Origin of the sequence: Streptomyces himalayensis subsp. himalayensis, from assembly GCF_013778455.1 — a bacterium.
Classification (GTDB): domain Bacteria; phylum Actinomycetota; class Actinomycetes; order Streptomycetales; family Streptomycetaceae; genus Streptomyces; species Streptomyces himalayensis.
The window spans coordinates 114,849-139,102 of record NZ_JACEHE010000001.1 but is presented as its reverse complement, the minus strand read 5'-3'; the positions used below and the strand labels follow the sequence as shown (position 1 = coordinate 139,102).

The window sequence follows — 24,254 nt, the reverse complement described above, 5'->3', positions numbered from 1 at the left end:
AGTCAGTCCGTCCGGACCGCCCACCAGGGCGCATTCGACCTGGACGGGCTAGCCTGAAGCCCATAACAGGGGACGAATCGGTGCGAAAAGGAGGCGCGTGGCATGGCAGCGAGCGCCCCCAGAATCTTCGTCTCGCATCTCGCCGGTGTCTCCGTCTTCGACCCGAACGGCGATCAGGTGGGGCGTGTGCGCGATCTCGTCGCCATGCTCCGGGTCGGGCGCCGGCCGCCGCGGCTCCTCGGGCTCGTCGTGGAACTCTCCAGCCGCCGCCGGATCTTCCTCCCCATGACGCGGGTGACCGGCATCGAGTCGGGACAGGTCATCACCACCGGGGTCCTCAACGTACGGCGCTTCGAGCAGCGGCCGACCGAGCGGCTCGTCCTCGGCGAGATGCTCGACCGCCGGGTACGCCTCGTCGAGACGGGCGAGGAGGTGACCGTCCTCGACGTGGCGATCCACTCGCTGCCGGCCCGGCGCGACTGGGAGATCGACCGTGTGTTCGTACGGAAGGAGCCGGAGAAGCGCGGAGGACTCTCCTGGTCGAGCGCCGGCAGGCGGGCGGGCGGCGCGTTCCGGCGGCACAAGGGCGAGACGCTCACTGTCGAGTGGTCGGCCGTCACGGGCTTCTCACTCGAGGAGACGGGCCAGGGCGCCGAGAGCCTGCTGGCCACCTTCGAACAGCTGCACCCCGCCGACCTGGCGAACGTGCTGCACCACCTGTCCGCCAAGCGCCGCGCCGAGGTCGCGGCAGCCCTGAACGACGACCGGCTCGCCGACGTACTCGAGGAGCTGCCCGAGGACGACCAGATCGAGATCCTCGGGAAGCTCCAGGAGGAGCGCGCCGCCGACGTCCTGGAGGCCATGGACCCGGACGACGCGGCCGATCTGCTCTCCGAGCTGCCGGAGGACGACCAGGAGCGGCTGCTGAACCTGATGAAGCCGGACGACGCCGCCGACATGCGCCGACTGCTGGCGTACGAGGAACGCACGGCGGGCGGGATGATGACGACCGAGCCGATCGTGCTGCGGCCCGACGCGACGGTCGCCGACGCCCTCGCGCGCGTCCGCAACCCGGACCTGTCGCCCGCGCTCGCCGCCCAGGTCTATGTGTGCCGCCCGCCGGACGAGACTCCGACCGGCAAGTTCCTGGGCACCGTCCACTTCCAGCGGCTGCTGCGCGACCCGCCGTTCACGCTGGTGGGCGCGCTGCTCGACGAGGATCCACAGGCGCTCTCCCCCGACACCGCGCTGCCCGAGGTGGCAGGGTTCTTCGCGACGTACGACATGGTGGCTGCGCCCGTCGTGGACGACAGCGGATCGCTCCTCGGCGCGGTCACGGTGGACGACGTGCTCGACCACATGCTGCCGGAGGACTGGCGGGAGACGGAGTTCCACATGGCCGGGGAGGTCGGCGGTGGCGCCTGACCGCGTTTCCGAGAGCCGCACCGAGGCGCCCCGGCAGCCCAGGTTCCGCCTCGACCAGCCGCTGCCCCAGCGCCGCAGGGTGCTGCCCGAGTACGACCCGGAGGCCTTCGGGCGGATGTCGGAGCGCATCGCCCGGTTCCTCGGCACCTGGCGGTTCATCTCCTGGATGACCGTCACCATCATCGTGTGGGTCACCTGGAACGTCCTCGGCCCGGCGGGGCTGCGCTTCGACGAGTTCCCGTTCATCTTCCTGACGCTGATGCTCTCGCTGCAGGCCTCCTACGCCGCCCCGCTCATCCTGCTCGCACAGAACCGCCAGGCCGACCGCGACCGCGTCCAGTACGAACAGGACCGCAAGCAGAACGAGCGCTCCATCTCGGACACCGAGTACCTCACGCGCGAGATCGCCGCGCTGCGCATGGGCCTGGGAGAGGTGGCTACGCGCGACTGGATCCGCTCCGAAATCCAGGACCTGATCAGGGACCTCGAGGAACAGCAGGTCCTCATCCGTCCTGACGGCGGGCGCCAACGTGATCTCGGCGACGCCTGACAAGTGACCTAAGCGACCGCTGAGGGCCTTTCCGGCGGCGGGGCCCGGCGCCGTACCATCGTGCGTATGGCTACGGAAGACGCGGTGCGTGCAGCACTGGCGACGGTGAACGACCCCGAGATCGGACGACCCATCACCGAACTGGGGATGGTCAAGTCTGTGGAGATCGGTGAGGACGGTGCCGTCGCGGTCGCCGTCTACCTCACGGTCTCCGGCTGCCCGATGCGCGACACGATCACGAAGCGCGTGACGGACGCGGTCTCGGCGGTCGAGGGCGTCACGCGCGTCGACGTGTCGCTGGACGTGATGAGCGACGAGCAGCGCCGCGAGCTCGCCTCGTCGCTGCGCGGCGGTCAGGCCGAGCGCGAGGTGCCGTTCGCCAAGCCGGGTTCGCTGACGCGCGTGTACGCGGTGGCGTCCGGCAAGGGCGGCGTCGGCAAGTCCTCGGTGACGGTGAACCTGGCGGCCGCGATGGCGGCGGACGGGCTGAAGGTCGGAGTCGTGGACGCGGACATCTACGGCCACTCCGTGCCCCGGATGCTGGGCGTCGACGGACGTCCGACCCAGGTCGAGAACATGATCATGCCGCCGTCCGCGAACGGCGTGAAGGTCATCTCGATCGGCATGTTCACGCCGGGCAACGCGCCCGTCGTGTGGCGCGGTCCGATGCTGCACCGCGCGCTGCAGCAGTTCCTCGCGGACGTCTTCTGGGGCGACCTGGACGTCCTGCTCCTCGACCTGCCGCCGGGCACGGGCGACATCGCGATCTCGGTCGCGCAGCTCGTCCCGAACGCCGAGATCCTCGTCGTCACCACGCCCCAGCAGGCGGCGGCCGAGGTCGCCGAGCGGGCCGGCGCCATCGCCGTCCAGACGCACCAGAAGATCGTCGGCGTCGTCGAGAACATGTCGGGCCTGCCGTGCCCGCACTGCGACGAGATGGTCGACGTGTTCGGCACGGGCGGCGGCCAGCGGGTCGCCGACGGCCTGACGAAGACCACCGGTGCGAACGTCCCGGTCCTCGGCTCCATCCCGATCGACGTACGCCTGCGCGAGGGCGGCGACGAGGGCAAGCCGGTCGTCCTGACGGACCCGGACTCCCCGGCGGGCACGGCCCTCCGCACGATCGCCGGCAAACTGGGCGGCCGCCAGCGAGGCCTGTCGGGCATGTCCCTGGGCATCACGCCGAGGAACAAGTTCTAGCCGCTGTAAGCGTTGTGGGCAGGCGTTCCTCCCCCAGCTAACGCTGGGAGGTGCCCCCAGGCGATGGGGGTACCTCCCATGCCCTTGAGGCAATGGGGGAGGGTGGGCACAACCCACGACGGCGGGCGCGCTGAGACATGACCCCTGCCCCGGGTAGGGGGCACGCCAGCTGAAACGGAAGGGGGCGCCGTCACGCGACGGCGCCCCGTTCCGTTTCAGCCAGCCGCAAAGGCTACGCGTACGTCGCGATGTCCTTGATCATCGAGAACCCCACCCCATACGCACTCATCCCCCGCCCATACGCCCCCACATGCACCCCTTCCGGCGTGGACCCGGCGAGCACCCACCCGAACTCGGACTCGCGGTAGTGGAACGGCGTCGGCACCCCGTCGACCGGCAGCGACAGCGTCGACCACGCGGCCCCCGTGAGGTCGTCCGCGAGCGCCCATGCGGTCTCCGTCTGCTGTTCCAGCCAGTCGTCGCGCAGCGTGTGATCCATCTGGGCCGGCCAGGTGACCGACAACAGACCGACCCCGGCGAGCCAGGCCGCGGAGGACACCGAGGTCGCCTCGAGCAGCCCGGTCCCGTCAGCGCTGCGCCGTACGGGGTTCGCCGCGATGGTCACCACGACCGTGAAGCGCTCCTTGCCCTCCGCGGCATCGCCGCGCACGGTGGGCTCGTCGCCATGGGCGATCGAACCGTGTTCCACGGAACCATCGGCGGCGGTGCCGACCCCCAGCAGCCGACGCGGACCCGTGAAGGCCTCGTCCAGGCCGTACCAGGGGAAGGGCGCCAGCAGGAAATCTTCGACCGTCTCCCGGTCGGCGAGGGCCTGTTGTCCACCCTCCACGGTCGGCGGCTGCGCGCCTACCCGACTTGTCGTCTCCATCTGGCCGGACGCCTCCTCGCTCTCGTCGGACCGGGGCGGCCCGCCCCCCACGGGCGACCTCACGTCCAGTCCGTACAACAACAAGGCAGGATAGCCACACCGGTTCCGGGAGTTCGGTATGCCGGAAATACGTGGGTCGTACCGGTGGAAATGTTTATAGACCGAATGGCGTACCGGACAAACCGGGCGCGTAGCGCACGGGCCGCGCCGCGCGCACCGGCTCAGGTCGCGTCGGCGTCGAAGGGCGGGCGCTCGTCCCGTTCGAGGCTCTGGCGCTTCTTGGTCATGTCGACGCTGCCGCCGGCGGCCCCCGACGAACCGGACGAGGCGGTGCCGGAGTCGCTGTCGCGACCGTGCACGGCGTCCGCGACCTCGGCCATCTCCTTCTTGAGGTCGAAGCCGTTACGGATCTCCTTCAGCCCCAGGTCGTCGTTGTCCAGCTGCTTGCGGATGAACGTCTTGGGGTTGAGGTCCTCGAACTCGAAGTCCTTGAACTCCGGGCCCAGTTCCTCCCGGATGTCCTGCTTGGCGCTCTCCGAGAACTCACGGATCTTACGGACGGTCCGCGAGACGTCCTGGATCATTTTGGGGAGCTTGTCCGGGCCGAAGACCAGCACGGCAAGGACGACGAGCGTCACCAGCTCGAGTGGTCCTATGTCATTGAACACCTTCAGCTCCTTGCGATGTCCTCGGCCCGCGGCAGGTCGTGCGTGGTCCGGACCGGCTCCACGGTACCCGCCGATCCCGTCGATCCGGTACTGTCCCGGGCGCCCCGGATTGATATGCACGGCCGATTCGCGGGGAATTCACAGCCGGCTCGCAGGCACCGCCCGGACGGCCGCCGTCAGCCGGTGTCTGCTCGAACGACCGCCGGACAGCCCTCGGGCAGCCGTCGGTCGTCCGGGCGGCCCTCAGTCGCCCTCCGACGAGCCGAGCACCAGTGTGACCTTCTTCTCGTTTCCGTCGCGCTTCAGGGTCAGCTCCAGGCGGTCGCCGGGGCGATGGGCACGGATCTTCACGATGAGCTCCTCGCCCGAGTGAACGCGCTGGCCGTCGACCTCGGTGATGACGTCGCCCGCCGTGATCCCGGCCTTGTCTCCGGGGCCGCCCTCATTGACCGGCGAGCCGCCGTCGTTGCCCTTCGCGGCGACGCGGGCGCCGTCGCCCGAGTAATCCATGTCGAGCGTGACGCCGATCACAGGGTGCGTCGCCTTGCCGGTGTTGATGAGCTCCTCGGCGACCCGCTTGCCCTGGTTGATGGGGATGGCGAAGCCCAGCCCGATCGATCCGGCCTGGCCGCCGTCCAGACCCGATCCGCTGTCGGCGGACCGGATGGCGCTGTTGATGCCGATGACGCGGGCCTTGGAGTCGACCAGAGGTCCGCCCGAATTGCCGGGGTTGATGGGTGCGTCCGTCTGCAGGGCGTCGACGTACGAGATGTCGCTGCCGTCGCCCTTCTCGCCGCCCGCCGTGATGGGCCGCTCCTTGGCGCTGATGATGCCGGACGTCACGGTGTTGGCCAGGTCGAAGGGGGCTCCGATGGCCACGACCGGATCGCCGACCCGGACGTTGTCGGAGTTCCCGAGCGGCAGCGGCTTGAGGCCGCTCACGCCGGAGACCTTGACGACGGCGAGGTCGTAGCCGCTGTCGCGTCCCACGACCTCCGCCTGGGCGGTCTGGCCCCCGCTGAATGTCACCGATATGTCTCCGCCGGTGCCCGCGGGCTCCACGACGTGGTTGTTGGTGAGGATGTGGCCCTTGCCGTCGAGGACGAACCCGGTACCGGTGCCCTGCTCCTCGGCGCCGCTCACATGGAGCGTCACGACGCTGGGCAGCGCGCTGGCCGCGATTCCGGCGACGCTGCCCGGGGCACGGTCCGATGACTCCGCGTCGGCCTGCGGGAGTTGGACCTCGCTCACTCCGCCATTGCGCTCCAGGTAGGCACCGATCGCGCCGCCCACACCGCCCGATACGAGAGCGATGAGCGCGGACCCGATGACCAGTACCCTCCTGGCCCGCTTCCGCCGCTGCTCCGGGGACACCTGCACGGATCCGTTCTGCTGCAGCGGCGCGGCCCGCCAGGGGTCGTACTGCTGCCAGGGCCCACCCGAAACCCTTGTGGGCTGGGGCTGGGGGCCCTGAGGGATTTGGGGCGGGGGCTGGGACTCCTGGGGCTGACCGTGAGGGATGTGGGGTTGCGCTTGTTGGGGGACGGGGCCTTGGGGCGGCGCTTGCTGCGGGACAGGGGCCTGCGGCGGCAGCTGCTGGGATCCAGATGCCTGCGGCGGCACGGGGCCTTGCGGCGCCACCTGCGGTGCGACCGAACCCTGCGGCGGCACGGAGGCCTGGGCAAGGTGGTGCTGCGGGTGGTGCGGGGGCTGCGGGCTGGGTCCCCGCGCGGGCACGGCCGACGGCAGACCGCCGTACGGAGGTGTGGGAGTGCCGTACGGAGGTGTGGCAGTGTCGTGCGCGGCGGTACCGAGCGCCTGGGCGTCATGGCCCGAGGTGCCGTACGCCGCGGTGCCCTGCGCCGGGTCCCGATCGTCCACCGCACTAGCGGAATCGGCGCCCACGGCCTCGGGCGCGTCCCCGCTGCCCGGGCCCGCTGGCACGTCCACGACCGCCGCCTCGGTGCGGTCCCCGCCCAGCGCCGGCTGCGATTCGTGGCTCATCCCCTGCGGGGACGACTCACCGCCCAGCGCCCGCGGCTCGGCACCCCCGCCGGAGCCCTCCGAAACATACCCGCCACCCTGCCCCTGTCGGACGTCACCGCCCGCCGCCTGCGGCTCGGCGCCGGCGCCCGGCACATGTGGCCGGGGGTGGCTCCACCACTTCGGCTTCGTGGGCTTCCCCTCGTCCATGCTCTCCCCACACCCCGGCCCGCGGCGGTCCGCGGGGCAGCGCCGCGGTGATCACCGCGGACCGAAATCGTCAACTCCGCGCCCGTCGATGTCCCTGCCGGCGCGGCCCACCCCGCGATTCAACCAGGTTCAGGCGCCCCGGCGCAGAGCAAGGTTCAGCCGGACTCAGAGCGAGGGGTGCCCTGGCGCAGAGCAGGGTCAGCCGAGGGGTGACGTAGGCGTACCGGTCGACGAGGGTGCCGGCACCGGCGTCGCGGCAAGCTCCCACACCGGACTCGTGGGGCCCATGAGCGCCGCGGGTGCGTCAGCCGTCACCATGAGGGCGGGCGGCACCGGACGTATGAGCGGGGACATGACGGCGCCACCGGCCATGAGCGGCGCCATGAGCGGGTACAGCGTCTGCCCTGTGCCGAGCCCCGTACCGAAAGCCGGTGAGGGCGGCCCGGGCAGCAGCGGGGCACCGATCCCCGTGGAGTCCACAGGACCCGAGAGGGCACCGCCCAGCCGCTGTCCCTGCCCCAGCAGGGGACCGTTGTTGCGGCGACGCAGGGAATCGGGAGCACCGACGACGCCCGCACTCTGCGTACGGACAGGTGTCACATTGGGGCCGGGGCCCGAGCCGCCACGGGGGTCGGCGGTCCCCGCCGGCTCGCCCGCGGACACCCCGCCCAGCGCGATCGCGGCCAGCGACACCGCACCGGCGGCGGCGAACGCGAATCGCCGTCCGCGCGACGCGGAGCGGCTGTCGTGACGGCCTACGTCATGGATGCGGAAGCCACGGTCCTCACCGGGGAGCACTCCGGCGTGGCCGGCCGAGGGGACGTACCGGAAGGACGCCCCTTGCCTTACTCCGAAGACTCCGTTCCCCCCGAGACCTCCCCCGCCGAAGGGATCTCCTTCGCTGTCATCACCTCCGGGCAGCCCTTGAAGGCGTGCGAGGAAGGTTTCGGAGGGCGGCGGAGGGGCGGCTTCCGCGAAGACGTTCTTCAGCCGTCGCTGGGCGTCGGCCTCGGCCTTGCATTTCGGACAGGTGGCGAGATGTGCGAGCACACGCTCGCGTGCATCATGGCCGAGCTCGCCGTCGACGAGGGCGGCGAGCCGGTCTCCGAGATGCTGCTCTGCGGGTGTCGGACGTGATCCACTCACGCGGTCGCGCCCCCTCCCCCCAGAGCGGGGACTGCGGTCGCGGCGACGGAGCGACGCTCCGCACGCGCCTCGGGCGACCGGTGCTTGAGGGCCTTGCGCAGCTGCGAGCGGCCACGGTGGATCCGGCTGCGGACGGTACCGAGCTTGACGCCCAGAGTCGCGGCGATCTCCTCGTACGACAGTCCTTCGATGTCGCACAGCACGACGGCGGCGCGGAACTCGGGCGCCAGGGTGTCCAGGGCCTGCTGGACATCGGCGTCGAAGTGCGTGTCGTGGAAGGCCTGCTGCGGAGTGGGCTCGCGGCTGGGCAGCCGCTCCGCCGCGTCCTCACCGAGGGCGTCGAACCGGATGCGCTGCTTGCGGCGGACCATGTCCAGGAACAGGTTCGTCGTGATGCGGTGCAGCCAGCCCTCGAAGGTGCCCGGCGTGTATGTCGACAGGGAGCGGAAGACGCGGACGAAGACCTCCTGGGTGAGGTCCTCGGCGTCGTGCTGGTTCCCGGTCAGACGGTACGCCAGCCGGTAGACCCGCCCGCTGTGGGTGCTGACGATCTCCTCCCAGGTGGGCGGGGTCCACGCCTGGGAATCCGCATCGGCGGCGAAGGTCGCGGTCTGAGCGGATTCAGCGGTGGACGCACCTCCCATGCCCTTGAAGGGCTGGGTGCGGAATCGGTCAGCGGTGTCAATCACGGATTTCGGCTCACCCGCCGACCTGAGAAAGCGCCGAAACGCTCCTCTCCGATCCACAGGCGCAGCCGCACCTCCCCTGTCGGCTCTGGTGGTGTCCAGTGGAGCCCCTACCATAGCCACCTCGCCCGTTAGCTCCGTATAAGCGCTTTTCCGTGAATTTGGTGTGCGCTTCTGGTCTTGCGTCTGGACTTGCTTGCCGTCCTGATCCATCCGCTTGCCCCCCGTCCCCTTCCCACCCCTCTAAACGCCCGGTCCCATCTGCGGGTTCCCGGGGCCAACGGCTACAGTCACGGCCAGGCAACTACGGGGACAGGAGAGGGCCATTACCGGCTACCGGCAGACGAGCTGGGCGTTCGCCGACGCCTATGTCGCCGAGGATGAAGCACTGCTCTGGGCCCGCGACCGGGCCCGGGACGCAGGGCTGCGCTCGGTGTCGCCCAGCACGGGCGCCGCGCTGCGGATGCTCGCCGCCACCGTGGGCGCCAAGGCCGTGGCCGAAATCGGCACCGGGACCGGGGTGTCCGGAATCCATCTGCTGCACGGGATGCGCTCCGACGGAGTTCTGACCACGGTGGACCCCGAGCCGGAGCGCCAGCAGTTCGCGCGCCAGGCCTTCCGCGCCGCCGGTTTCGCCGGCAACCGGGCCCGGTTCATCCCCGGCCGCGCCCTCGACGTACTGCCGCGGCTCGCGGACAGCGGCTATGACCTGGTCTTCTGCGACGGCGACCGCATGGAGTACCTCGACTATCTCGCTGAATCGTTGCGGCTCCTGCGCCCCGGCGGTCTCGTCTGTTTCGAGGGCGTTTTCTCCGACGGCCGGACGATCGGCCCGGGCCCGCAGCCGGCCGAGGTGCTGCGCCAGCGTGAGTTGCTGCGCGCGGTGCGGGAGAGCCAGGACCTGGTGTCTTCGCTGCTGCCGGTGGGCGACGGGCTGCTCTGCGCCGTCAAGAAATAGCGGTCAAGAAATGGGAAAGACCCCCTGATACAGCTCCGCCCCGGCACGACATACGATGCCGGGGCAGCTGCAAAAAGGTATGGGCGTTCTACGTCAGCCGACGACCTTCTTGAGGGCGTCGCCGAGCGCGTCGGCCTCGTCCGGGGTCAGCTCGACGACAAGCCGTCCGCCGCCTTCGAGCGGAACGCGCATGACGATGCCCCGCCCCTCCTTGGTCACCTCGAGCGGGCCATCACCCGTCCGCGGCTTCATGGCCGCCATGCTCGTTCCCCTTCCTGAAACCGCTCATCGTCAGCCGTCGGCCCACGAAGGGCACGCCTCACCGGCCTCGAACACATTGCTTCCAGGCCATTATCCCGCATCTCACGACCCGATGACCAACATCGGTAGGCATCGCTTGGGCAACGCACTTTCGCAAAACCACTCAATTCGGCGATGTGGTTGCGATACTGCTCCGAATCGCGCGTTCGGCCGGAGCGGAATTCTTTGACGCAGGTCACATGCCCACGCCGGATGATCTCCGACATGCTGTCCTGGGGCGCCGAGAACGACGCCCGAGCCGCTACAAGGAGGGGCCCGCCATGGCCGACACCGTGCTCTACGAAGTGCACGACGGACTCGCGACGATCACGCTGAACCGCCCGGAGGCGATGAACGCGCTGAACGCCGAGACCAAGGTCGCCCTGCGGGACGCGGCCGAGTCGGCCGCCCGGGACGAGGCGGTCCGCGCCGTGCTGCTCACGGCCGCCGGGGACCGGGCGTTCTGCGTCGGCCAGGACCTCAAGGAGCACATCGGCCTGCTGGCCGCGGACCGCGAGGCGGGCACGGGCGCCACCATGAACACGGTTCGCGAGCACTACAACCCCATCGTCAGGGCCCTCACCGGTATGCCGAAGCCCGTGGTGGCGGGCATCAACGGAGTCGCCGCCGGCGCCGGCTTCGGCTTCGCCCTGGCCGCCGACTACCGCGTCGTCGCGGACACGGCGAGCTTCAACACCTCCTTCGCCGGGGTCGCGCTGACCGCCGACTCGGGCATCTCCTGGACGCTGCCCCGGGTCGTCGGACCGGGCCGCGCCGCAGACCTGCTGCTCTTCCCCCGCACCATCAAGGCGCAGGAGGCGTACGAGCTGGGCATCGCGAGCCGTCTCGTACCGGCGGCCGACCTGGCCGCCGAGGCCCAGAAGGTGGCCCGGGCGCTGGCCGAGGGCCCGACGTTGGCGTATGCGGCGCTCAAGGAGTCGGTCGCGTACGGGGCGTCCCACTCGCTCGACGAGACGCTGGAGAAGGAGGACGAGCTCCAGACCCGGGCGGGCGGTTCCGAGGACCACGCGATCGCCGTGCAGGCCTTCGTGGAGAAGGCGAAGCCGACGTATCTCGGTCGCTAGGCAGGTGGGTGGCTGAGGCCCTGCGGGGCTTTCCCCGGTCCCGCCCCTTCCCGAAACTGGGGGCTCGGCCCCCAGACCCCTTCGTCGCCCTAACGGGCTCGTCCTCAATCGCTCGTCCTCAATCGCCGGACGGGCTGAAATCAACGGCGTGCGACGCAGTCCGCCAGGTGGTCGTCGACCAGGCCGCAGGCCTGCATCAGCGCATAGGCCGTAGTCGGGCCGACGAAGCGCAGGCCGCGCTTCTTGAGGGCCTTGGACAGCGCCGTCGACTCGTCCGTGACCGCGGGGACGTCCGCGAGGGAGCGCGGGATCGGGCGGGACGCCGGATCCGGTGCGAACGACCAGATCAGGGCGTCCAGCTCTCCAGGGGACCAGTCGGCGAGCACGCGCGCGTTGGCGAGCGTCGCGTCGATCTTGGCGCCGTTGCGGATGATGCCCGGGTCGGCGAGCAGGCGCTCGCGGTCGGCGTCCGTGAAGGCCGCCACCGACGCGATCTTGAATTCCGCGAAGGCGGCGCGGAAACCCTCACGGCGGCGCAGAATGGTGATCCACGACAGCCCCGACTGGAACGCCTCCAGGGACAGCCGCTCGTACAGCGCGTCGTCGCCGTGGATCGGGCGGCCCCACTCCTCGTCGTGGTACGCCACATACTCCTCGGCGGACAGGGACCAGGGGCAGCGCAGCACTCCGTCGGGGCCTGCCAGCGCGGCGCCGGTCATCGGTCGTCCTCCGGCGTCGGACGGCCGGGACGGCCGGGGGTGTCCTCGGGGGCCTTGGCGCCGTACGGATCAGGCCCGGATCCGTACAGCTCGGACAGGCCGGGGCCGCCGGAGCCTGCGCGACCGCCGGGGCGCGCGAATCCGCCGGAAGGCTCTGCGAACCCGCCAGGACCAGCGAATCCGCCGGAGGGCTCAGCGAACCCGCCGGAGGGCTCAGCGAACCCGCCGGCGGAACGTGTGCGGGCGTCGGCCAGCACCGTCTCGAGCTCCTCGATCCTCGCGTCACGCTCGGCCAGCTCGGCGCCGAGGCGGCCCAGCGCGTCGTCCACGTCCGCCATGCGGTAGCCGCGGACGGTCACCGGGAAGCGCAGCGACTCCACGTCGGCGCGGCCCACCGGGCGGTCCGGGGGCAGCGGGTCCGCGAGCCGCTCGGGTGGCGCCTCCGGCAGCGCGGCGCTGTCGCCGCCGCCCACGACGGCCAGCGTCACCGCCGCGACCACCACGACGAGCGCGATGACCAAGAACAAGAACAAGACCATCTCTCCGGGCCCCCACGCTCCGATGCCGACTGCTGAAAACTGCTCGTACTGCCCATAACCGCTCGTACGACATATCCGTACGAAAAGCCCGCTCGGAATGTTCCGTACGGAACGTCCCGAACGGAATGCCCGCGCGCAGACACCGCCGGCACGAAGCCAAGGCCTCGAAACCGTCAGAGTCCGATCGTGCCATGCGACGCTGACAGTTAAGGTCGCAGGCGGCCGAACAGGAAAATCCGATCAGGAGGGTCACAGGGGATGCTCAGGCTGGGCAGGCGCGAGTTCGAGGCGCACGAGCCGGTGATCATGGCGATCGTGAACCGGACCCCGGACTCCTTCTACGACCAGGGCGCCACGTTCCGGGACGAGCCCGCGCTGGCCCGCGTCGAGCAGGCGGTGTCAGAGGGCGCTGCCATCATCGACATCGGTGGGGTCAAGGCCGGTCCCGGGGAGGAGGTGACGGCCGAGGAGGAGGCGCGCCGCACGGTCGGCTTCGTGGCCGAGGTGCGCAGGCGCTTCCCCGACGTCATCATCAGCGTCGACACCTGGCGGCACGAGGTCGGCGAGGCGGTCTGCGGGGCGGGCGCGGATCTGCTGAACGACGCGTGGGGCGGAGTCGACCCGAAGCTGGCCGAGGTCGCGGCGCGGCACGGCGTGGGCCTGGTGTGCACGCACGCCGGGGGCGTGCAGCCGCGGACGCGCCCGCACCGGACCGGGTACGACGACGTGATGGCCGACATCCTGCAGGTCACCCTGGGTCTGGCCGAGCGGGCTGTGGCTCTCGGGGTGCCTCGCGAGTCGGTACTGATCGATCCGGGGCACGACTTCGGCAAGAACACCCGGCACAGCCTCGAGGCCACGCGCCGGCTCGGCGAGATGGTGGAGACGGGCTGGCCTGTGCTCGTCTCGCTGTCCAACAAGGACTTCGTCGGCGAGACCCTCGACAAGCCGGTCAAGGAGCGGGTCCTGGGCACCCTGGCGACGACGGCCGTCTCGGCGTGGCTGGGCGCCCAGGTCTATCGCGTACACGAGGTGGCGGAGACGAAGCAGGTGCTGGACATGGTGGCGTCCATCGCGGGCCACCGGCCCCCGGCGGTCGCCCGCCGAGGGCTCGCCTGAGCTCAGCGGCCCACTTCCTTCGTCACCAGCCCCACCGCCTCCTCCACGTCGTCCGTGACGTGGAACAGCAGCAGATCCCGCTGGGACGCCTTGCCCTGTGTGATCACCGTCTTGTTCAGCCAGTCGACGAGGCCGCCCCAGTAGTACGAGCCGAACAGGACGATCGGGAAGCGGGTCACCTTGCGGGTCTGGACGAGGGTGAGCGCCTCGAACAGTTCGTCGAGGGTGCCGAACCCGCCGGGCAGGACCACGAACCCCTGCGCGTACTTCACGAACATCGTCTTGCGGACGAAGAAGTAGCGGAAGTTGACGCCGATGTCGACGTGCGGGTTCAGGCCCTCCTCGTAGGGGAGCTCGATGCCGAGGCCGACGGAGATGCCGCCCGCCTCCCGCGCTCCCTTGTTGGCGGCCTCCATCGCGCCGGGCCCGCCGCCTGTGATCACCGCGAAACCCGCCTCGGCGAGGCCCTTGCCGAGGCGTACACCGGCCTCGTACTCGGGTTCGCCCGGTCGTGTGCGCGCAGAACCGAAGACGCTGATCGCGCTGGGAAGCTCGGCGAGGGCGCCGAAGCCTTCCACGAACTCGGACTGTATGCGCATGACCCGCCAGGGATCGGTGTGCACCCAGTCGGAATCGCCGACGGTGTCCAGCAGCCGCTGGTCGGTCGTGCCGGGCTTGACCTGCTGGCGCCGCCGCACCACCGGCCCGAGGCGCTGCTCCTCCGGTGGCGGACCCTGCCCTTCCGGATTCCCCATGTACGTCCCCTTCCGCTGACGGTCTTGCCGCACCAGCGTAGGTCTACGGGCGTTACGAACGCCGTAACACGGCATGTCCGACGAACTGCGGAGCGACACCAGGGACGGCCCACAGGGACGGACCTCGGGGACGGACCACGGGGACTGACCACGGTCGACCCCGGGCACGGACCAGGGTCGGCCCCCGCCACAGACCCCGGTCGGAGCCCCGAGGGACACATGACAGGCCACGAGATGGCCCGCGGACCGGCGAGGACCGCTCAGGCCGTCAGCCAGGCGCGCAGGCGCTCCTCGCCCGCGAGGATCTTCGCGGTCTCGACGCGCTCGTCGCGCTTGTGCGCCAGGTGCGGGTTGCCGGGACCGTAGTTGACGGCGGGGACGCCGAGGGCGCTGAAGCGGGAGACGTCGGTCCAGCCGTACTTGGGCTGCGGGGTCCCGCCGACGGCCTTGATGAAGGCCGCGGCGGCCGGGTGCGAGAGGCCGGGCAGCGCGCCGCCGCTGTGGTCGTCGACGACGAACTCCTCGACACCGCAGTCCGCGAAGACCTCGCGCACATGCGCAAGGGCCTCCGCCTCACTGCGGTCCGGCGCGTACCGGAAGTTGACGGCGACGACGCACTCGTCGGGAATGACGTTGCCGGCCACGCCGCCCTCGATACGGACGGCGTTGAGGCCCTCGCGGTACTCGAGCCCGTCGATCACGGGGTAGCGCGGCTCGTACGCGGCCAGGCGGGCGAGGATCGGGGCGGCCGCGTGGATGGCGTTGGACCCCATCCAGCTGCGCGCCGAGTGCGCCCGCTCGCCCTTGGTCTTCAGCAGGACGCGCAGCGTGCCCTGGCAGCCGCCCTCGACCTGCCCGTCGGAGGGCTCGAGGAGGATCGCGAAGTCACCCTCGAGCCAGTCGGGGTGGGCGTCGGCCACATGACCCAGGCCGTTCAGATGGGCTTCGACCTCCTCGTTGTCGTAGAAGATGAACGTCAGATCCCGATTGGGCTCGGGCACGGTGGCCGCGATGCGCAGCTGCACCGCCACGCCCGCCTTCATGTCGCAGGTTCCGCAGCCCCACAGCACGCCGTCCTCGTCGAGCCGGGACGGCACGTTGTCCGCGATCGGCACGGTGTCGATATGCCCGGCGAGGATCACCCGCTCCGAGCGCCCCAGATGCGTACGCGCCACCACGTTGTTGCCGTACCGGTCCACCGTGAGATGCGGCAGCGCGCGCAGCGCCGCCTCCACGGCGTCGGCGAGCGGCTTCTCCTGGCCGCTCTCGGACGGGAAGTCGACGAGCTGAGCGGTGAGCTTCGCGGCATCCAGCGTGAGGTCAAGCGGGGAGCTGTCCATGCTGTGACCCTAACGCCCTGGGCGGAACCGGCCTGTCGGCGCCCTCGTGACTCTCCGGTACCGGCCCGTCGGCCCCCTTGTGACTCTCCAGTACCTTGTACGCGTGTCACAGCCACCCACCCTCGTACGGCGCGGCCGCCTCCTCCGTATCGGCATGGCTGTCGCGACCCTTCTCGCGCTCACGGCCTATCTGATCGTGCAGTACCTCTACGGAGACCGGGGCGCTCCGCGCTGCGAGGTCGTGGCAGGCGACGGCGACGGGGCGTCGTACGAGCTCACTCCCGAGCAGGCGGTGAACGCCGCGACGATCTCGGCGGTCGGCACCTCGCGCGGCATGCCGGAGCGGGCGGTGACGATCGCGCTGGCCACCGCGCTCCAGGAGTCCGCGCTGCGCAACATCAGCCACGGCGACCGGGATTCACTCGGCCTGTTCCAGCAGAGGCCCTCGCAGGGCTGGGGGACGCCGAAAGAGATCATGGACCCGGCCTACTCGGCGGGAGAGTTCTACGAGCACCTGGCCAAGGTCCCTGGATATTCGCGGCTCCCGCTGACGGTCGCCGCGCAGCGCGTGCAGCGCAGCGGCTATCCACAGGCGTACGCGAAGCACGAGCCGGACGCCACGCTGCTGGCGGCCGCGCTGACCGGCCGCGCTGCCGCGTCCCTGACCTGCACGACGCGTCCGGCTACCGAGGCCGCCGACCCGTCGCGGGTGCGCACGGCCCTCGTACGCGACTTCGGTACGGACGTGCTGCAGGACAGCGCCGCGACGGTGTCGGACGAAGCCGCGGCCTCGCCGTCTGCGTCACCGTCGGCCCGCGAGAGCGGCACCGTGGTCGTACCGGTCGCCTCGACCGCGTCGACCGCGGGCGGGGCCGCCCAGCGGCGCGGCTGGGAGCTCGCGCACTGGGCCGTGGCCAACGCGTCCGCACTGGGCATCGACCAGGTCTCGTATGCGGGCCGGGTGTGGACCGCCGAGGACTCCGAGGACGGGTGGCGCACGGAGGACTCGGCCGGCGGCAGCGCGGTCGGCGACACCTCCGACGGTGCCGGTCAGCGCTCCGCGGGCAGCGGCGGGAAGCCCGTCGATGAGGTTCGCATCGCGTGCGGCCAGTAGTTCGGGCCCTCACCCGTGAGGGGCGCTCTGGCCACGTCCCGCAGATGCTTTGGCCTGCGATCGCACCGACGACCGACACCCTTGAGAACACAGTGGAGTAAGGAATCAGCAGCGGGTTCGGATAGTAATGATCTGCCCGCTTTCATCCCGAGCTGATAATGCGACGCATTACCAACTCTTTACGTTGGGCTACCGCAACCTTCGCGGCCTTCGAGCGGTAGTCACTGCGTCCGAGCGCCGGGGGCGATCAAGCGGATCGGCCCGCCGAACCGGCCGGGACTCCTCGACGTTTCTCTTCCGTTCTTAAGGAGCACCATGTCCCTCCCTCTGACCCGTCGGATCGCCCGCGCCGCGCTGCTCGTCGCCGCGGGAGCGGCGCCCGTGGTCGGTGCGGCCGGCTCCGCCAGCGCCGCTCAGCTTCCCGTCGACGCGCCCAAGCTGGGTGGGCTGACCGCGCTCGACGGCGGCACCGTCGAATCCGCGGTGCCTGGTGCCAAGTCCACCGTTGCGCCTGTTGTGGGGCACACGCACGGTGTGCTCGGGCACACCGTGGGGTCCGCGAAGGGGCTGCCCGCGGCGGACCTCCCGGAAGCGGACCTGCCGACGGCGGACCTTCCGGCAGCGGAGCTGCCTGGGGCCGAGCTGCCGACGGCCGGGCTGCCGCTGGGCTGAGCGCCGCCTCGGCTGTTACGCGAAGGGGTCCAGGAAGCTTCACGCTTCCTGGACCCCTTCGCGTACCCGCATGCCCACAAGAGTCAGGTCAGCCCAGGCGCCGTACCGCCTCTTCCACGCGCTCGTCCGTTGCCGTGAAGGCGACTCGTACGAAGTGGTCGCCCGCTAGGCCGTAGAAGTCGCCCGGGGCGACCAGGATGCCGAGGTCGGCGAGGTGGGCGACGGTGTTCCAGCAGGACTCGTCGCGGGTGGCCCACAGGTAGAGGCTGGCCTCACTGTGCTCGATGCGGAAGCCGTGCCTCAGCAGGGCGTCGCGCAGAGCGGCACGGCGCGCGGCGTACCGTTCGCGCTGCTCGTGGACGTGGCGCTCGTCTCCGAGCGCCGCAACCACGGCGGACTGGGTGGGCGCGGACGTCATCATCCCGCCGTGCTTGCGGATCTGCAGCAGGTCGCCGAGCACGGCCGGGTCGCCGGCCAGGAACGCGGCCCGGTAGCCCGCCAGGTTCGAGCGCTTCGACAGCGAGTGGACGGAGACGATCCCCTCGTACGAGCCGCCGCACACGTCCGGATGCAGCACGGACAGCGGGTCCGCCTCCCACCCCAGCTCGATGTAGCACTCGTCGCTGAAGACGAGGATGCCGTGCTCGCGCGCCCAGGCGACGATGCGGGTCAGCTCGTCCTTGGCCAGCACCCGGCCGGTCGGGTTCGAGGGCGAGTTGAGCCAGAGCAGCTTCAGGCCGTTGGGGTCCAGCTGGGTCGGGTCGTCGTAGGCGACGTGGTCCGCGCGGGCCAGGCGGGCGCCGACCTCGTACGTCGGGTAGGCGAGCCGTGGGTACGCGACCTTGTCTCCGGGGCCGAGGCCGAGCTGCGTCGGCAGCCAGGCAACGAGCTCCTTGGAGCCGACGACCGGCAGGACGTGGTGGTGCGTGATGCCCTGCGCGCCCAGGCGACGCTCGCACCATCCGGTAAGGGCGTCCCGCAGCTCGGGCGTGCCCCACACGGTGGGATAGCCCGGGGAGTCGGCGGCCGCGATCAGCGCTTTCTGGATGAGCTCAGGGACCGGGTCGACCGGGGTGCCGACGGACAGGTCGACGATGCCACCGGGGTGCGCGGCGGCTGTCGCCTTGTACGGCTCGAGCTTGTCCCAGGGGAAGGCGGGAAGCCTGTCGGAGACTGCGGACACGGGGATCGGGCTCACTTTCTCGTACGTTCGTACGTTCCGTACCTGCCTTCCGTATGTGCGCTGTGTGCGCTGCGCATACGGGCAAACGCCTCGGTCCCGCACGGCGGGCGACCGTACGGGACCGAGGCGACGCTCCTTCGGCGACGGCTGGGATCGATCCTCCCAGCGGGCCGCTTACTGGTTCTGCGGCGGCAGCGCGGCGATGAACGGGTGGTCGCGCTCGATCAGGCCGAGCTTGCTGGCGCCGCCGGGCGAGCCGAGCTCGTCGAAGAACTCGACGTTCGCCTTGTAGTAGTCCTTCCACTCTTCCGGAGTGTCGTCCTCGTAGAAGATCGCCTCGACCGGGCAGACCGGCTCACAGGCACCACAGTCGACGCATTCGTCCGGGTGGATGTACAAGGACCGGGAGCCCTCGTAGATGCAGTCGACCGGGCACTCCTCGATGCACGCCTTGTCCTTCACGTCGACACAAGGCTGCGCGATGACGTAGGTCACGCTGTCGTTCCTCCTCGATAGGGCGCTGGCGGGCCGCTTCAGGCTCCGCCGCCTGGCGCGCGGGAGCGCGGCGTCGTCGATGCCCGCATCTAGTATCTCCGTTCCTGGGCACGATCCGAACAGGAGGGGTGGACACAGCTGTGGAATTCATGGCGGGCGGTCGGCTCGAGGTCCGTATTTCCGCCTCTGACGTGGGCAAACGCGTATCGGTACGGCGCTTGGAGGAACACGCTGCCGAGGGTGAGAAGTTCACCGACACGGTCGGCGTTCTCACATCCTGGGACGAGGGTGTGCTGGTGATCACACGGCGGACCGGGGAGAGCGTCCGTATCCCGGAATCCTCCCTGGTCGCAGCGAAGGTGGTGCCGTCCGCTCCGGCGCGTCGACGGGGTCCTGCGGCGTCGTACGAGGAGCTGGCGCGGGTCACCGCGCGGGCCTGGCCACCGGTGGAGAGCGAGCGGCTCGGCGGGTGGGAGCTGCGGGCGGCCGGAGGATTCACGCGGCGCGCGAACTCCGTCCTGCCGGCCGGCGATCCGGGCATGCCGCTCGACGAGGCGCTCGCGTACGTCCAGGACTGGTACGGGAAGCGGGGGCTGCCCGCGTACATCCAGACGGCCACCGGGGCGGAGGGCACGCAGGAGGTGCTCTGCGCCGAGCTGGAGCGGCGTGGGTGGGTCCGTGAGGTGACCGCGCTGCTGCGGATCGCGCCGCTGGCGCCGATCGCGGACGCGGGCACGGATGACGCGGTGGCGCGGGTGCGGCTGGCGCGCTCGCTCGACGAGGCCGGGGAGGGGTGGCTCCGGCGTTACCAGCGGACTGGTGTGCCGGGGCCCCATGTGCGGGCGGTACTGGCCGGCGGCCCGTCTGTGTGGTTTGCGTACGTACCCGGTGCAGCCGGGGAGGTACCCGCAGCGATCGGTCGCTGTGTGGTGGACGGCCGTTGGGCGGGGTTCATGGCGGTCGAGGTGGATCCGGCGCACCGGCGCCAAGGTCTGGCGACCGCAGTGATGGCGGCCCTTGCCCGCCGGGCCCTGGACGAGGGGGCATCTGCCGCGTGGCTGCAGGTGGAGGACGACAACGAGGGTGCGCGGGCGCTGTACGACGATCTGGGGTTCTCTACGCACCACTCGTACCACCACTATCGGGCGCCCGACGCGGGGTGACGGCGGCGCCCGCGGAAGACCGGCCCCCGTATCGAACGCGCTCTGAGAGGGCACGAGGCACATATGCGCGCAGAGCACGTCAGTGAAGGGCGGCGGCGGTTCGCCGAGGAGGTGCGGGCCGAGCGGCCGGATCTGTCGCTGCTGTGTCTGCTGGTGGCCGCGGAGGCCGACCCGACGCTGGACGAGGCGGGCATGGACGCGGCTCAGATCGAGCTCGACCGGCTGGCCGGACTGCTGCCGTTCCGGCCCGGCGGCCCGCGCTCCTGGGCCGCCGCCCTCGCCGAGCTGCTCGGCCGCCGCTGCGACTTCCGCGGCACGCCGGGCGACTACCAGCGCCTGGAGTCCTCACTCCTGCACGAGGTCCTGCGCCGCCGCCGTGGCCTGCCGATCCTGCTGTCGGTGGTCTGGCTGGAGGTCGCCCGGCGGGCGGGCGCACCGGTGTATGGGGTGGCGCTGCCGGGCCACTTCGTCGTGGGGTTCGGTCCACCCGAAGACCAAGTGCTTGCGGATCCGTTCGACGGCGGCCGAGTGCTGACGGGCCCCGACGCCGAACTGCTGGTGGTGGGCGCCACCGGCGCGCCACTCGACCCGTCGATGCTGACGCCCGCCGACCCGCTCGATGTGATCCTGCGCATCCTGAACAACATCCGCGCCTGGGCCGCCGCCCGCCCCGAGCGCTCGGACGTGGCGCTGTGGGCGGTCGAGCTGTCCCTGCTCCTGCCGTCCCACCCGGCCCGCCTACGCCATGAACACGCCCAGCTCCTCGTCCAGCGCGGCGATTTCCTCACGGGCGCCAAGGAACTCGACGCGTACGCGGACGTGGTGGCCGCGGTCGACGAACCGGCAGCCGACCGCATCCGCGGCCAGGCCCGGGCGGCCCGGGCGATGCTCAACTGACGTCAGCGCACCGGGCGAGGGGCCGCCCCGGCCCGAGGGCCGATTACTGAGGATTCGTCGGGATCGTCACCACGCGTGCCGCGGCCGTCTTGCCGCGCAGCGCCTGACCGAGCGCGGATGCCACGTCCTGCGGGCTGACCGCCTTCTTGCTGCCGTTGCCCTTGGTGATCGTGACGCCGTCGAAGGCGCTGCCGTACAGGCTCTTGAGCACCTGGAGGTCGTAGTGCTCGACCAGCTCGCCGTCGACCGCCCGCACGCTCAGGAACTTGTAGATCGAACGCTCCGGGCTGAAACGCACCAAGTGCGCCGCATCGGTCTGCACCGTCACGAGTCCGGACATCGCGGGCTTCGCGAACGCCTTCATCATGCGGTCGACCTCGGCGTTGGTGATGGTCGGCTGGCGCGTGGTGGTGGGGAGCTGCACCGGGTTGGTCTGCCCGGTCTCCACCTGGGCGTGGTACGCCTCCTCGACCGCCGTCGCCGCCTTGGCGGTCTCTATGCCCTTACCGGCCTTGCCGTAGACGGCGACGGCCTTGCCCGACTGGAACTTGATCGTGCCCTCGGTCACGGAGCCGGAGCTGCCCGCGACGCGCTCCAGCGCGGCATGCAGCTTCTCCCCGTCGACGGGCATCACCGGGTCGACGACACGCTCGCCGCCGAACAGCGAGCCGATCACCGACACGGGGTTGTAGTCACTGCCCGCGGCGGCGCTGACCGTGGCCTGGCTGTCGAGCCGCAGACCCGCCTGATCCGGCTTGAGTGCGACCTTCTCGCCGTCGACCGACAGCTGGAGCGCCTTGGTCGTACGGTCGCCCAGGGCGTCGTCGAGCTTCTGGACGGCCTCGTCGCGGGTGCCGCCGCCGATGTCGACGCCGAGCACCGTGGTGCCCTTGGGCACGTCGGAGCGGTTCATCAGCAGCCCGGCGCCGTACGCGACACCGGCCACACCGACGACGGCGACGGCCATGAGCACCAGCTTGCTGCGTCCCTTCTTCCTGGGAGGCGCAGCGGCCTGCCCGGTCGGCTCGGGCGGCCTCGGGGCGGTGTGCGGCACCGGCCCGTCGGGGTGCCCGCCCGGCGCGAACGGGGAGGTCGACGCCGGGGGCACGACGGGGATGCCGCTGGTGACGGTGTGCCCGGAGACGTGGTCCGGGATCCCCGGCACTCCGGTACCGGGTCCTCCCGGACCGCCCGGACCCGGTACGGGCGCGGGCCGCTGGGGAGTGAGTATCGCGGTGTCGTCGCTCATGCGCGGGCTCGGCGGTGCGGGGTCCCCCGGCGGTACGAACAGGGGGCCTTCGCCGGTCGCGGGGCCACCGGTGGGGCCGGCGGGGCCGCGGCCGTTGCCGCCGTCGGAGAAGTACGGAAGGCCGCTGCGCTGCTGGTCGGGCCCCAGCGGTCCGGGGGTCGTGCCGACCGACGTGCCGTACGAACCGCCTCCGTTTGCTCCGGCACCCGGGCCGGAAGCCCTGGACGGACCCGCCGCACCGGGGCCACCGGGACCGCCGGGACCACCCGGACGGGCCGGGCCCGCCGCACCGGAAGCGCCAGGCGTCGAGGGCCCGGAGCCGAACGGTCCGGAACGTCCCGGTCCGGCACCGAGTCCCGCGCTCGCCGCACCGGAGGCACCGGCGCCCGAGGACCCGGGTCCGCGGGCCGCACCACCCGCGGCGGCCGCACCGGCGCCAAGTCCGGCCCCGGCCCCAAGCCCCGCACCGGCCCCAGGCCTCGTGCCTGCCCCGGTCCCAGGCCTCGTACCCGCCCCGGTCCCAAGCCCCGCACCGGCCCCAAGCCCCGTGCCCGCACCGGCCCCTGGACCCTGCAGGCCGTAGCCGTCGGGCGTCGTACGGGAGTTGGCCGAGCCGCCGCCAGTGCCGCCGCCCGTGCCGCCGCCACGGCCCCCGGCCGGTTTGCGCGGCGCGAACCAGTCGCTGGTCTTCTCCTCTGCCGGCGCGGAAGGCACAGCGGAGGTGGACGAACCGGACGGCGCCGACGCCCCGGACGGGGCTGACCCGGCAGCCGACCCGGACGGGTTGCCGCCCGGCCCGGACGCGCCCGCGCCGCTGCGCGGACGCCCCGCACCCTCGGTGCCTTCCGTGCGGCCCGACGGGCCGTTCCCGCTCGTCGCCGCCGCGTCCGCGTCGGAGACCGGTGTCCGCATGACGACGGGCGGAATGGGCCGCGAACCCGGGATGTTGATTCTGATCCGCGTGGTCAGCGTCGTCTCGGTCTTGCGCTCCTCGGGCCGCGCAGGGGCGTCGGCGCCGTCCTCGGGAGCGGCGCCCTGGACGGGAATCCCGTACGGCGGCGTGCCCGACGGATATGCGGCTCCGCCGCGCCCCTGGGGCCCGGAGGACGAAGTGTCAGTTTCACGACTCAAGGCAGGTTCTCCCGGTTGGCTCCGCCGCCCGTCTCGATGGTGCTCTGGGGGGAGGCTCGGCGGCGGCACCACCATACTGGCCGCTGTCGGCCGGTAACCCGCGACCGCGGAGGAAAGAAGCGCGGCCCGGGCCCCCTCCTGATACGACGAAGTGGTACGTCACTTGGCAAGTCGGGCAGGTGGGCCGTCAGGTTGCCGGGGTTGGCCAAGGGTGGCGCACATCACAGCGACGGCGATGCCGCCGAGCAGGAAGAGATAGGAGCCGGATCCCGCGGCGAAGACGAAATCCCCTTCGGGACGGGTCGCGGTGAGCAGGATGACGGCAACCAGCCACCCGGCGGCGGACGCCAGGGCCCCGCCCCTGGTGCCGGTCGCGCGCGCCCCGCCGAGGAACAGCCCCGCCGCACCGGCCAGCGCGAGCAGCAACCCGCCCGGGAACCAGGCCCCTTGGACGAGCGCCCCGGCAGCACCGACCAGTGCGCCGAGCACCAACAGCCCTGCGTAGGCCCCCACACGCCCCGGCTGGGGTGGCTGGGCGAGATAGCTCCCGTCGGCGCCACCGGAACCCACCGAACCGGCCGCCGCGGAACCGGACTTGCCCGCAGCAGACCTGTTCGCTGCGGACCTGCCCGCCCCGGACTCACCCGCAGCAGACTTGCCCACTCCCGGCTTCCCAGCCCCCGACTCACCGGCAGGAGACTTGCCCACTCCCGGCTTCCCAGCCCCCGACTGGCCCGAACCGGACTTGCCCACTCCCGGCTTCCCAGCCCCGGACTCG

General features: G+C 71.3%; 23 protein-coding genes and 1 pseudogene. 10 read left to right on the top strand and 14 right to left on the bottom strand.

What is annotated here, in order from left to right; translation table 11 throughout:
- Nucleotides 1-102: 102 nt before the first annotated feature.
- The 3 genes from H1D24_RS00665 (at nucleotide 103) to H1D24_RS00655 (ending at nucleotide 3,175) form a co-directional block, all read left to right on the top strand.
- Nucleotides 103-1,425 (top strand): magnesium transporter MgtE N-terminal domain-containing protein, encoded by a 1,323-nt coding sequence (locus H1D24_RS00665; protein WP_181655336.1) that lies wholly within the window; start codon nucleotides 103-105, stop codon nucleotides 1,423-1,425.
- Nucleotides 1,415-1,975, top strand: a complete 561-nt coding sequence (locus H1D24_RS00660; RefSeq protein ID WP_181655335.1) for a DUF1003 domain-containing protein — start codon at nucleotides 1,415-1,417, stop codon at nucleotides 1,973-1,975. Before H1D24_RS00665 ends, H1D24_RS00660 begins: the two co-directional genes overlap by 11 nt.
- A gap of 66 nt (nucleotides 1,976-2,041) precedes the next feature.
- Entirely contained in the window at nucleotides 2,042-3,175 is a 1,134-nt protein-coding gene (locus tag H1D24_RS00655) for an Mrp/NBP35 family ATP-binding protein (RefSeq protein ID WP_181655334.1), read from the top strand.
- Nucleotides 3,176-3,407: 232 nt separating this feature from the next.
- Here H1D24_RS00655 and H1D24_RS00650 read toward each other — a convergent pair whose 3' ends face one another.
- The 5 genes from H1D24_RS00650 to sigE all read right to left on the bottom strand — a co-directional run bounded on the left by H1D24_RS00650 (nucleotide 3,408) and on the right by sigE (nucleotide 8,874).
- On the bottom strand, nucleotides 3,408-4,064 hold the full coding sequence (locus tag H1D24_RS00650) for a hypothetical protein (RefSeq protein WP_181655333.1): 657 nt from the start codon (nucleotides 4,062-4,064) through the stop codon (nucleotides 3,408-3,410).
- 221 nt (nucleotides 4,065-4,285) lie between these two features.
- Complete coding sequence (locus H1D24_RS00645; RefSeq protein WP_181655332.1) at nucleotides 4,286-4,732, bottom strand: sec-independent translocase; 447 nt, start codon at nucleotides 4,730-4,732, stop codon at nucleotides 4,286-4,288.
- Between the two features lie 243 nt (nucleotides 4,733-4,975).
- Nucleotides 4,976-6,925 (bottom strand): trypsin-like peptidase domain-containing protein, encoded by a 1,950-nt coding sequence (locus tag H1D24_RS00640; protein WP_181655331.1) that lies wholly within the window; start codon nucleotides 6,923-6,925, stop codon nucleotides 4,976-4,978.
- 198 nt (nucleotides 6,926-7,123) lie between these two features.
- Nucleotides 7,124-8,071 (bottom strand): anti-sigma factor family protein, encoded by a 948-nt coding sequence (locus tag H1D24_RS00635; RefSeq protein ID WP_181655330.1) that lies wholly within the window; start codon nucleotides 8,069-8,071, stop codon nucleotides 7,124-7,126.
- The gene (gene sigE, locus H1D24_RS00630; RefSeq protein ID WP_181655329.1) at nucleotides 8,068-8,874 is read right to left on the bottom strand and encodes an RNA polymerase sigma factor SigE; all 807 of its coding nucleotides are present in this window, start codon (nucleotides 8,872-8,874) and stop codon (nucleotides 8,068-8,070) included. The genes H1D24_RS00635 and sigE overlap by 4 nt, the downstream gene beginning before the upstream one ends.
- A 142-nt stretch (nucleotides 8,875-9,016) precedes the next feature.
- On the opposite strand from sigE, the gene H1D24_RS00625 reads away from it, so the two are divergent.
- On the top strand, nucleotides 9,017-9,715 hold the full coding sequence (locus H1D24_RS00625; RefSeq protein WP_181655863.1) for an O-methyltransferase: 699 nt from the start codon (nucleotides 9,017-9,019) through the stop codon (nucleotides 9,713-9,715).
- Between the two features lie 93 nt (nucleotides 9,716-9,808).
- Here H1D24_RS00625 and H1D24_RS00620 read toward each other — a convergent pair whose 3' ends face one another.
- Nucleotides 9,809-9,976, bottom strand: a complete 168-nt coding sequence (locus tag H1D24_RS00620; protein WP_003966491.1) for a DUF3117 domain-containing protein — start codon at nucleotides 9,974-9,976, stop codon at nucleotides 9,809-9,811.
- A gap of 320 nt (nucleotides 9,977-10,296) precedes the next feature.
- Here H1D24_RS00620 and chcB point away from each other — a divergent pair, with 320 nt between their 5' ends.
- Nucleotides 10,297-11,100 carry a 2-cyclohexenylcarbonyl CoA isomerase gene (chcB, locus tag H1D24_RS00615; protein ID WP_181655328.1) on the top strand — a complete coding sequence of 268 codons (804 nt, stop codon included), beginning with the start codon at nucleotides 10,297-10,299 and terminating at the stop codon, nucleotides 11,098-11,100.
- Between the two features lie 140 nt (nucleotides 11,101-11,240).
- Here chcB and H1D24_RS00610 read toward each other — a convergent pair whose 3' ends face one another.
- Nucleotides 11,241-11,819 carry a DNA-3-methyladenine glycosylase I gene (locus tag H1D24_RS00610; protein WP_181655327.1) on the bottom strand — a complete coding sequence of 193 codons (579 nt, stop codon included), beginning with the start codon at nucleotides 11,817-11,819 and terminating at the stop codon, nucleotides 11,241-11,243.
- A gap of 227 nt (nucleotides 11,820-12,046) precedes the next feature.
- A pseudogene (locus tag H1D24_RS43900) lies at nucleotides 12,047-12,358 on the bottom strand (DivIVA domain-containing protein); the annotation flags it as partial.
- Between the two features lie 258 nt (nucleotides 12,359-12,616).
- Here H1D24_RS43900 and folP point away from each other — a divergent pair.
- Nucleotides 12,617-13,477, top strand: coding sequence for a dihydropteroate synthase (gene folP, locus H1D24_RS00600; protein WP_181655325.1), 861 nt, complete (start codon nucleotides 12,617-12,619; stop codon nucleotides 13,475-13,477).
- A 2-nt stretch (nucleotides 13,478-13,479) separates the two neighbouring features.
- On the opposite strand, the gene H1D24_RS00595 is transcribed toward folP, so the two are convergent.
- The gene (locus H1D24_RS00595) at nucleotides 13,480-14,232 is read right to left on the bottom strand and encodes an LOG family protein (RefSeq protein WP_181655324.1); all 753 of its coding nucleotides are present in this window, start codon (nucleotides 14,230-14,232) and stop codon (nucleotides 13,480-13,482) included.
- A 260-nt stretch (nucleotides 14,233-14,492) separates the two neighbouring features.
- On the bottom strand, nucleotides 14,493-15,572 hold the full coding sequence (gene dapE / locus H1D24_RS00590; RefSeq protein WP_181655323.1) for a succinyl-diaminopimelate desuccinylase: 1,080 nt from the start codon (nucleotides 15,570-15,572) through the stop codon (nucleotides 14,493-14,495).
- Between the two features lie 103 nt (nucleotides 15,573-15,675).
- On the opposite strand from dapE, the gene H1D24_RS00585 reads away from it, so the two are divergent.
- A complete protein-coding gene (locus H1D24_RS00585; RefSeq protein ID WP_445194913.1) occupies nucleotides 15,676-16,686 on the top strand; it encodes a VldE C-terminal domain-containing protein in 1,011 nt (336 codons plus the stop codon).
- A 315-nt stretch (nucleotides 16,687-17,001) separates the two neighbouring features.
- Nucleotides 17,002-17,358, top strand: a complete 357-nt coding sequence (locus H1D24_RS00580; RefSeq protein ID WP_181655322.1) for an ATP-binding protein — start codon at nucleotides 17,002-17,004, stop codon at nucleotides 17,356-17,358.
- A gap of 88 nt (nucleotides 17,359-17,446) precedes the next feature.
- Here the strand turns inward: H1D24_RS00580 and H1D24_RS00575 are convergent, their stop codons facing one another.
- Together H1D24_RS00575 and fdxA are read right to left on the bottom strand one after the other, a co-directional pair.
- The gene (locus tag H1D24_RS00575; RefSeq protein ID WP_181655321.1) at nucleotides 17,447-18,541 is read right to left on the bottom strand and encodes a bifunctional succinyldiaminopimelate transaminase/glutamate-prephenate aminotransferase; all 1,095 of its coding nucleotides are present in this window, start codon (nucleotides 18,539-18,541) and stop codon (nucleotides 17,447-17,449) included.
- 174 nt (nucleotides 18,542-18,715) lie between these two features.
- On the bottom strand, nucleotides 18,716-19,036 hold the full coding sequence (gene fdxA / locus H1D24_RS00570) for a ferredoxin (protein WP_018089397.1): 321 nt from the start codon (nucleotides 19,034-19,036) through the stop codon (nucleotides 18,716-18,718).
- Between the two features lie 140 nt (nucleotides 19,037-19,176).
- Here fdxA and H1D24_RS00565 point away from each other — a divergent pair, with 140 nt between their 5' ends.
- Both H1D24_RS00565 and H1D24_RS00560 read left to right on the top strand, forming a co-directional pair.
- Nucleotides 19,177-20,199, top strand: a complete 1,023-nt coding sequence (locus tag H1D24_RS00565; RefSeq protein ID WP_181655861.1) for a GNAT family N-acetyltransferase — start codon at nucleotides 19,177-19,179, stop codon at nucleotides 20,197-20,199.
- 63 nt (nucleotides 20,200-20,262) lie between these two features.
- On the top strand, nucleotides 20,263-21,096 hold the full coding sequence (locus H1D24_RS00560) for a transglutaminase family protein (protein ID WP_181655320.1): 834 nt from the start codon (nucleotides 20,263-20,265) through the stop codon (nucleotides 21,094-21,096).
- 43 nt (nucleotides 21,097-21,139) lie between these two features.
- Here H1D24_RS00560 and H1D24_RS00555 read toward each other — a convergent pair whose 3' ends face one another.
- A complete protein-coding gene (locus H1D24_RS00555; RefSeq protein ID WP_181655319.1) occupies nucleotides 21,140-23,476 on the bottom strand; it encodes a hypothetical protein in 2,337 nt (778 codons plus the stop codon).
- 159 nt (nucleotides 23,477-23,635) lie between these two features.
- Entirely contained in the window at nucleotides 23,636-24,046 is a 411-nt protein-coding gene (locus H1D24_RS41985) for a DUF6113 family protein (RefSeq protein WP_181655860.1), read from the bottom strand.
- Nucleotides 24,047-24,254 lie beyond the last annotated feature (208 nt).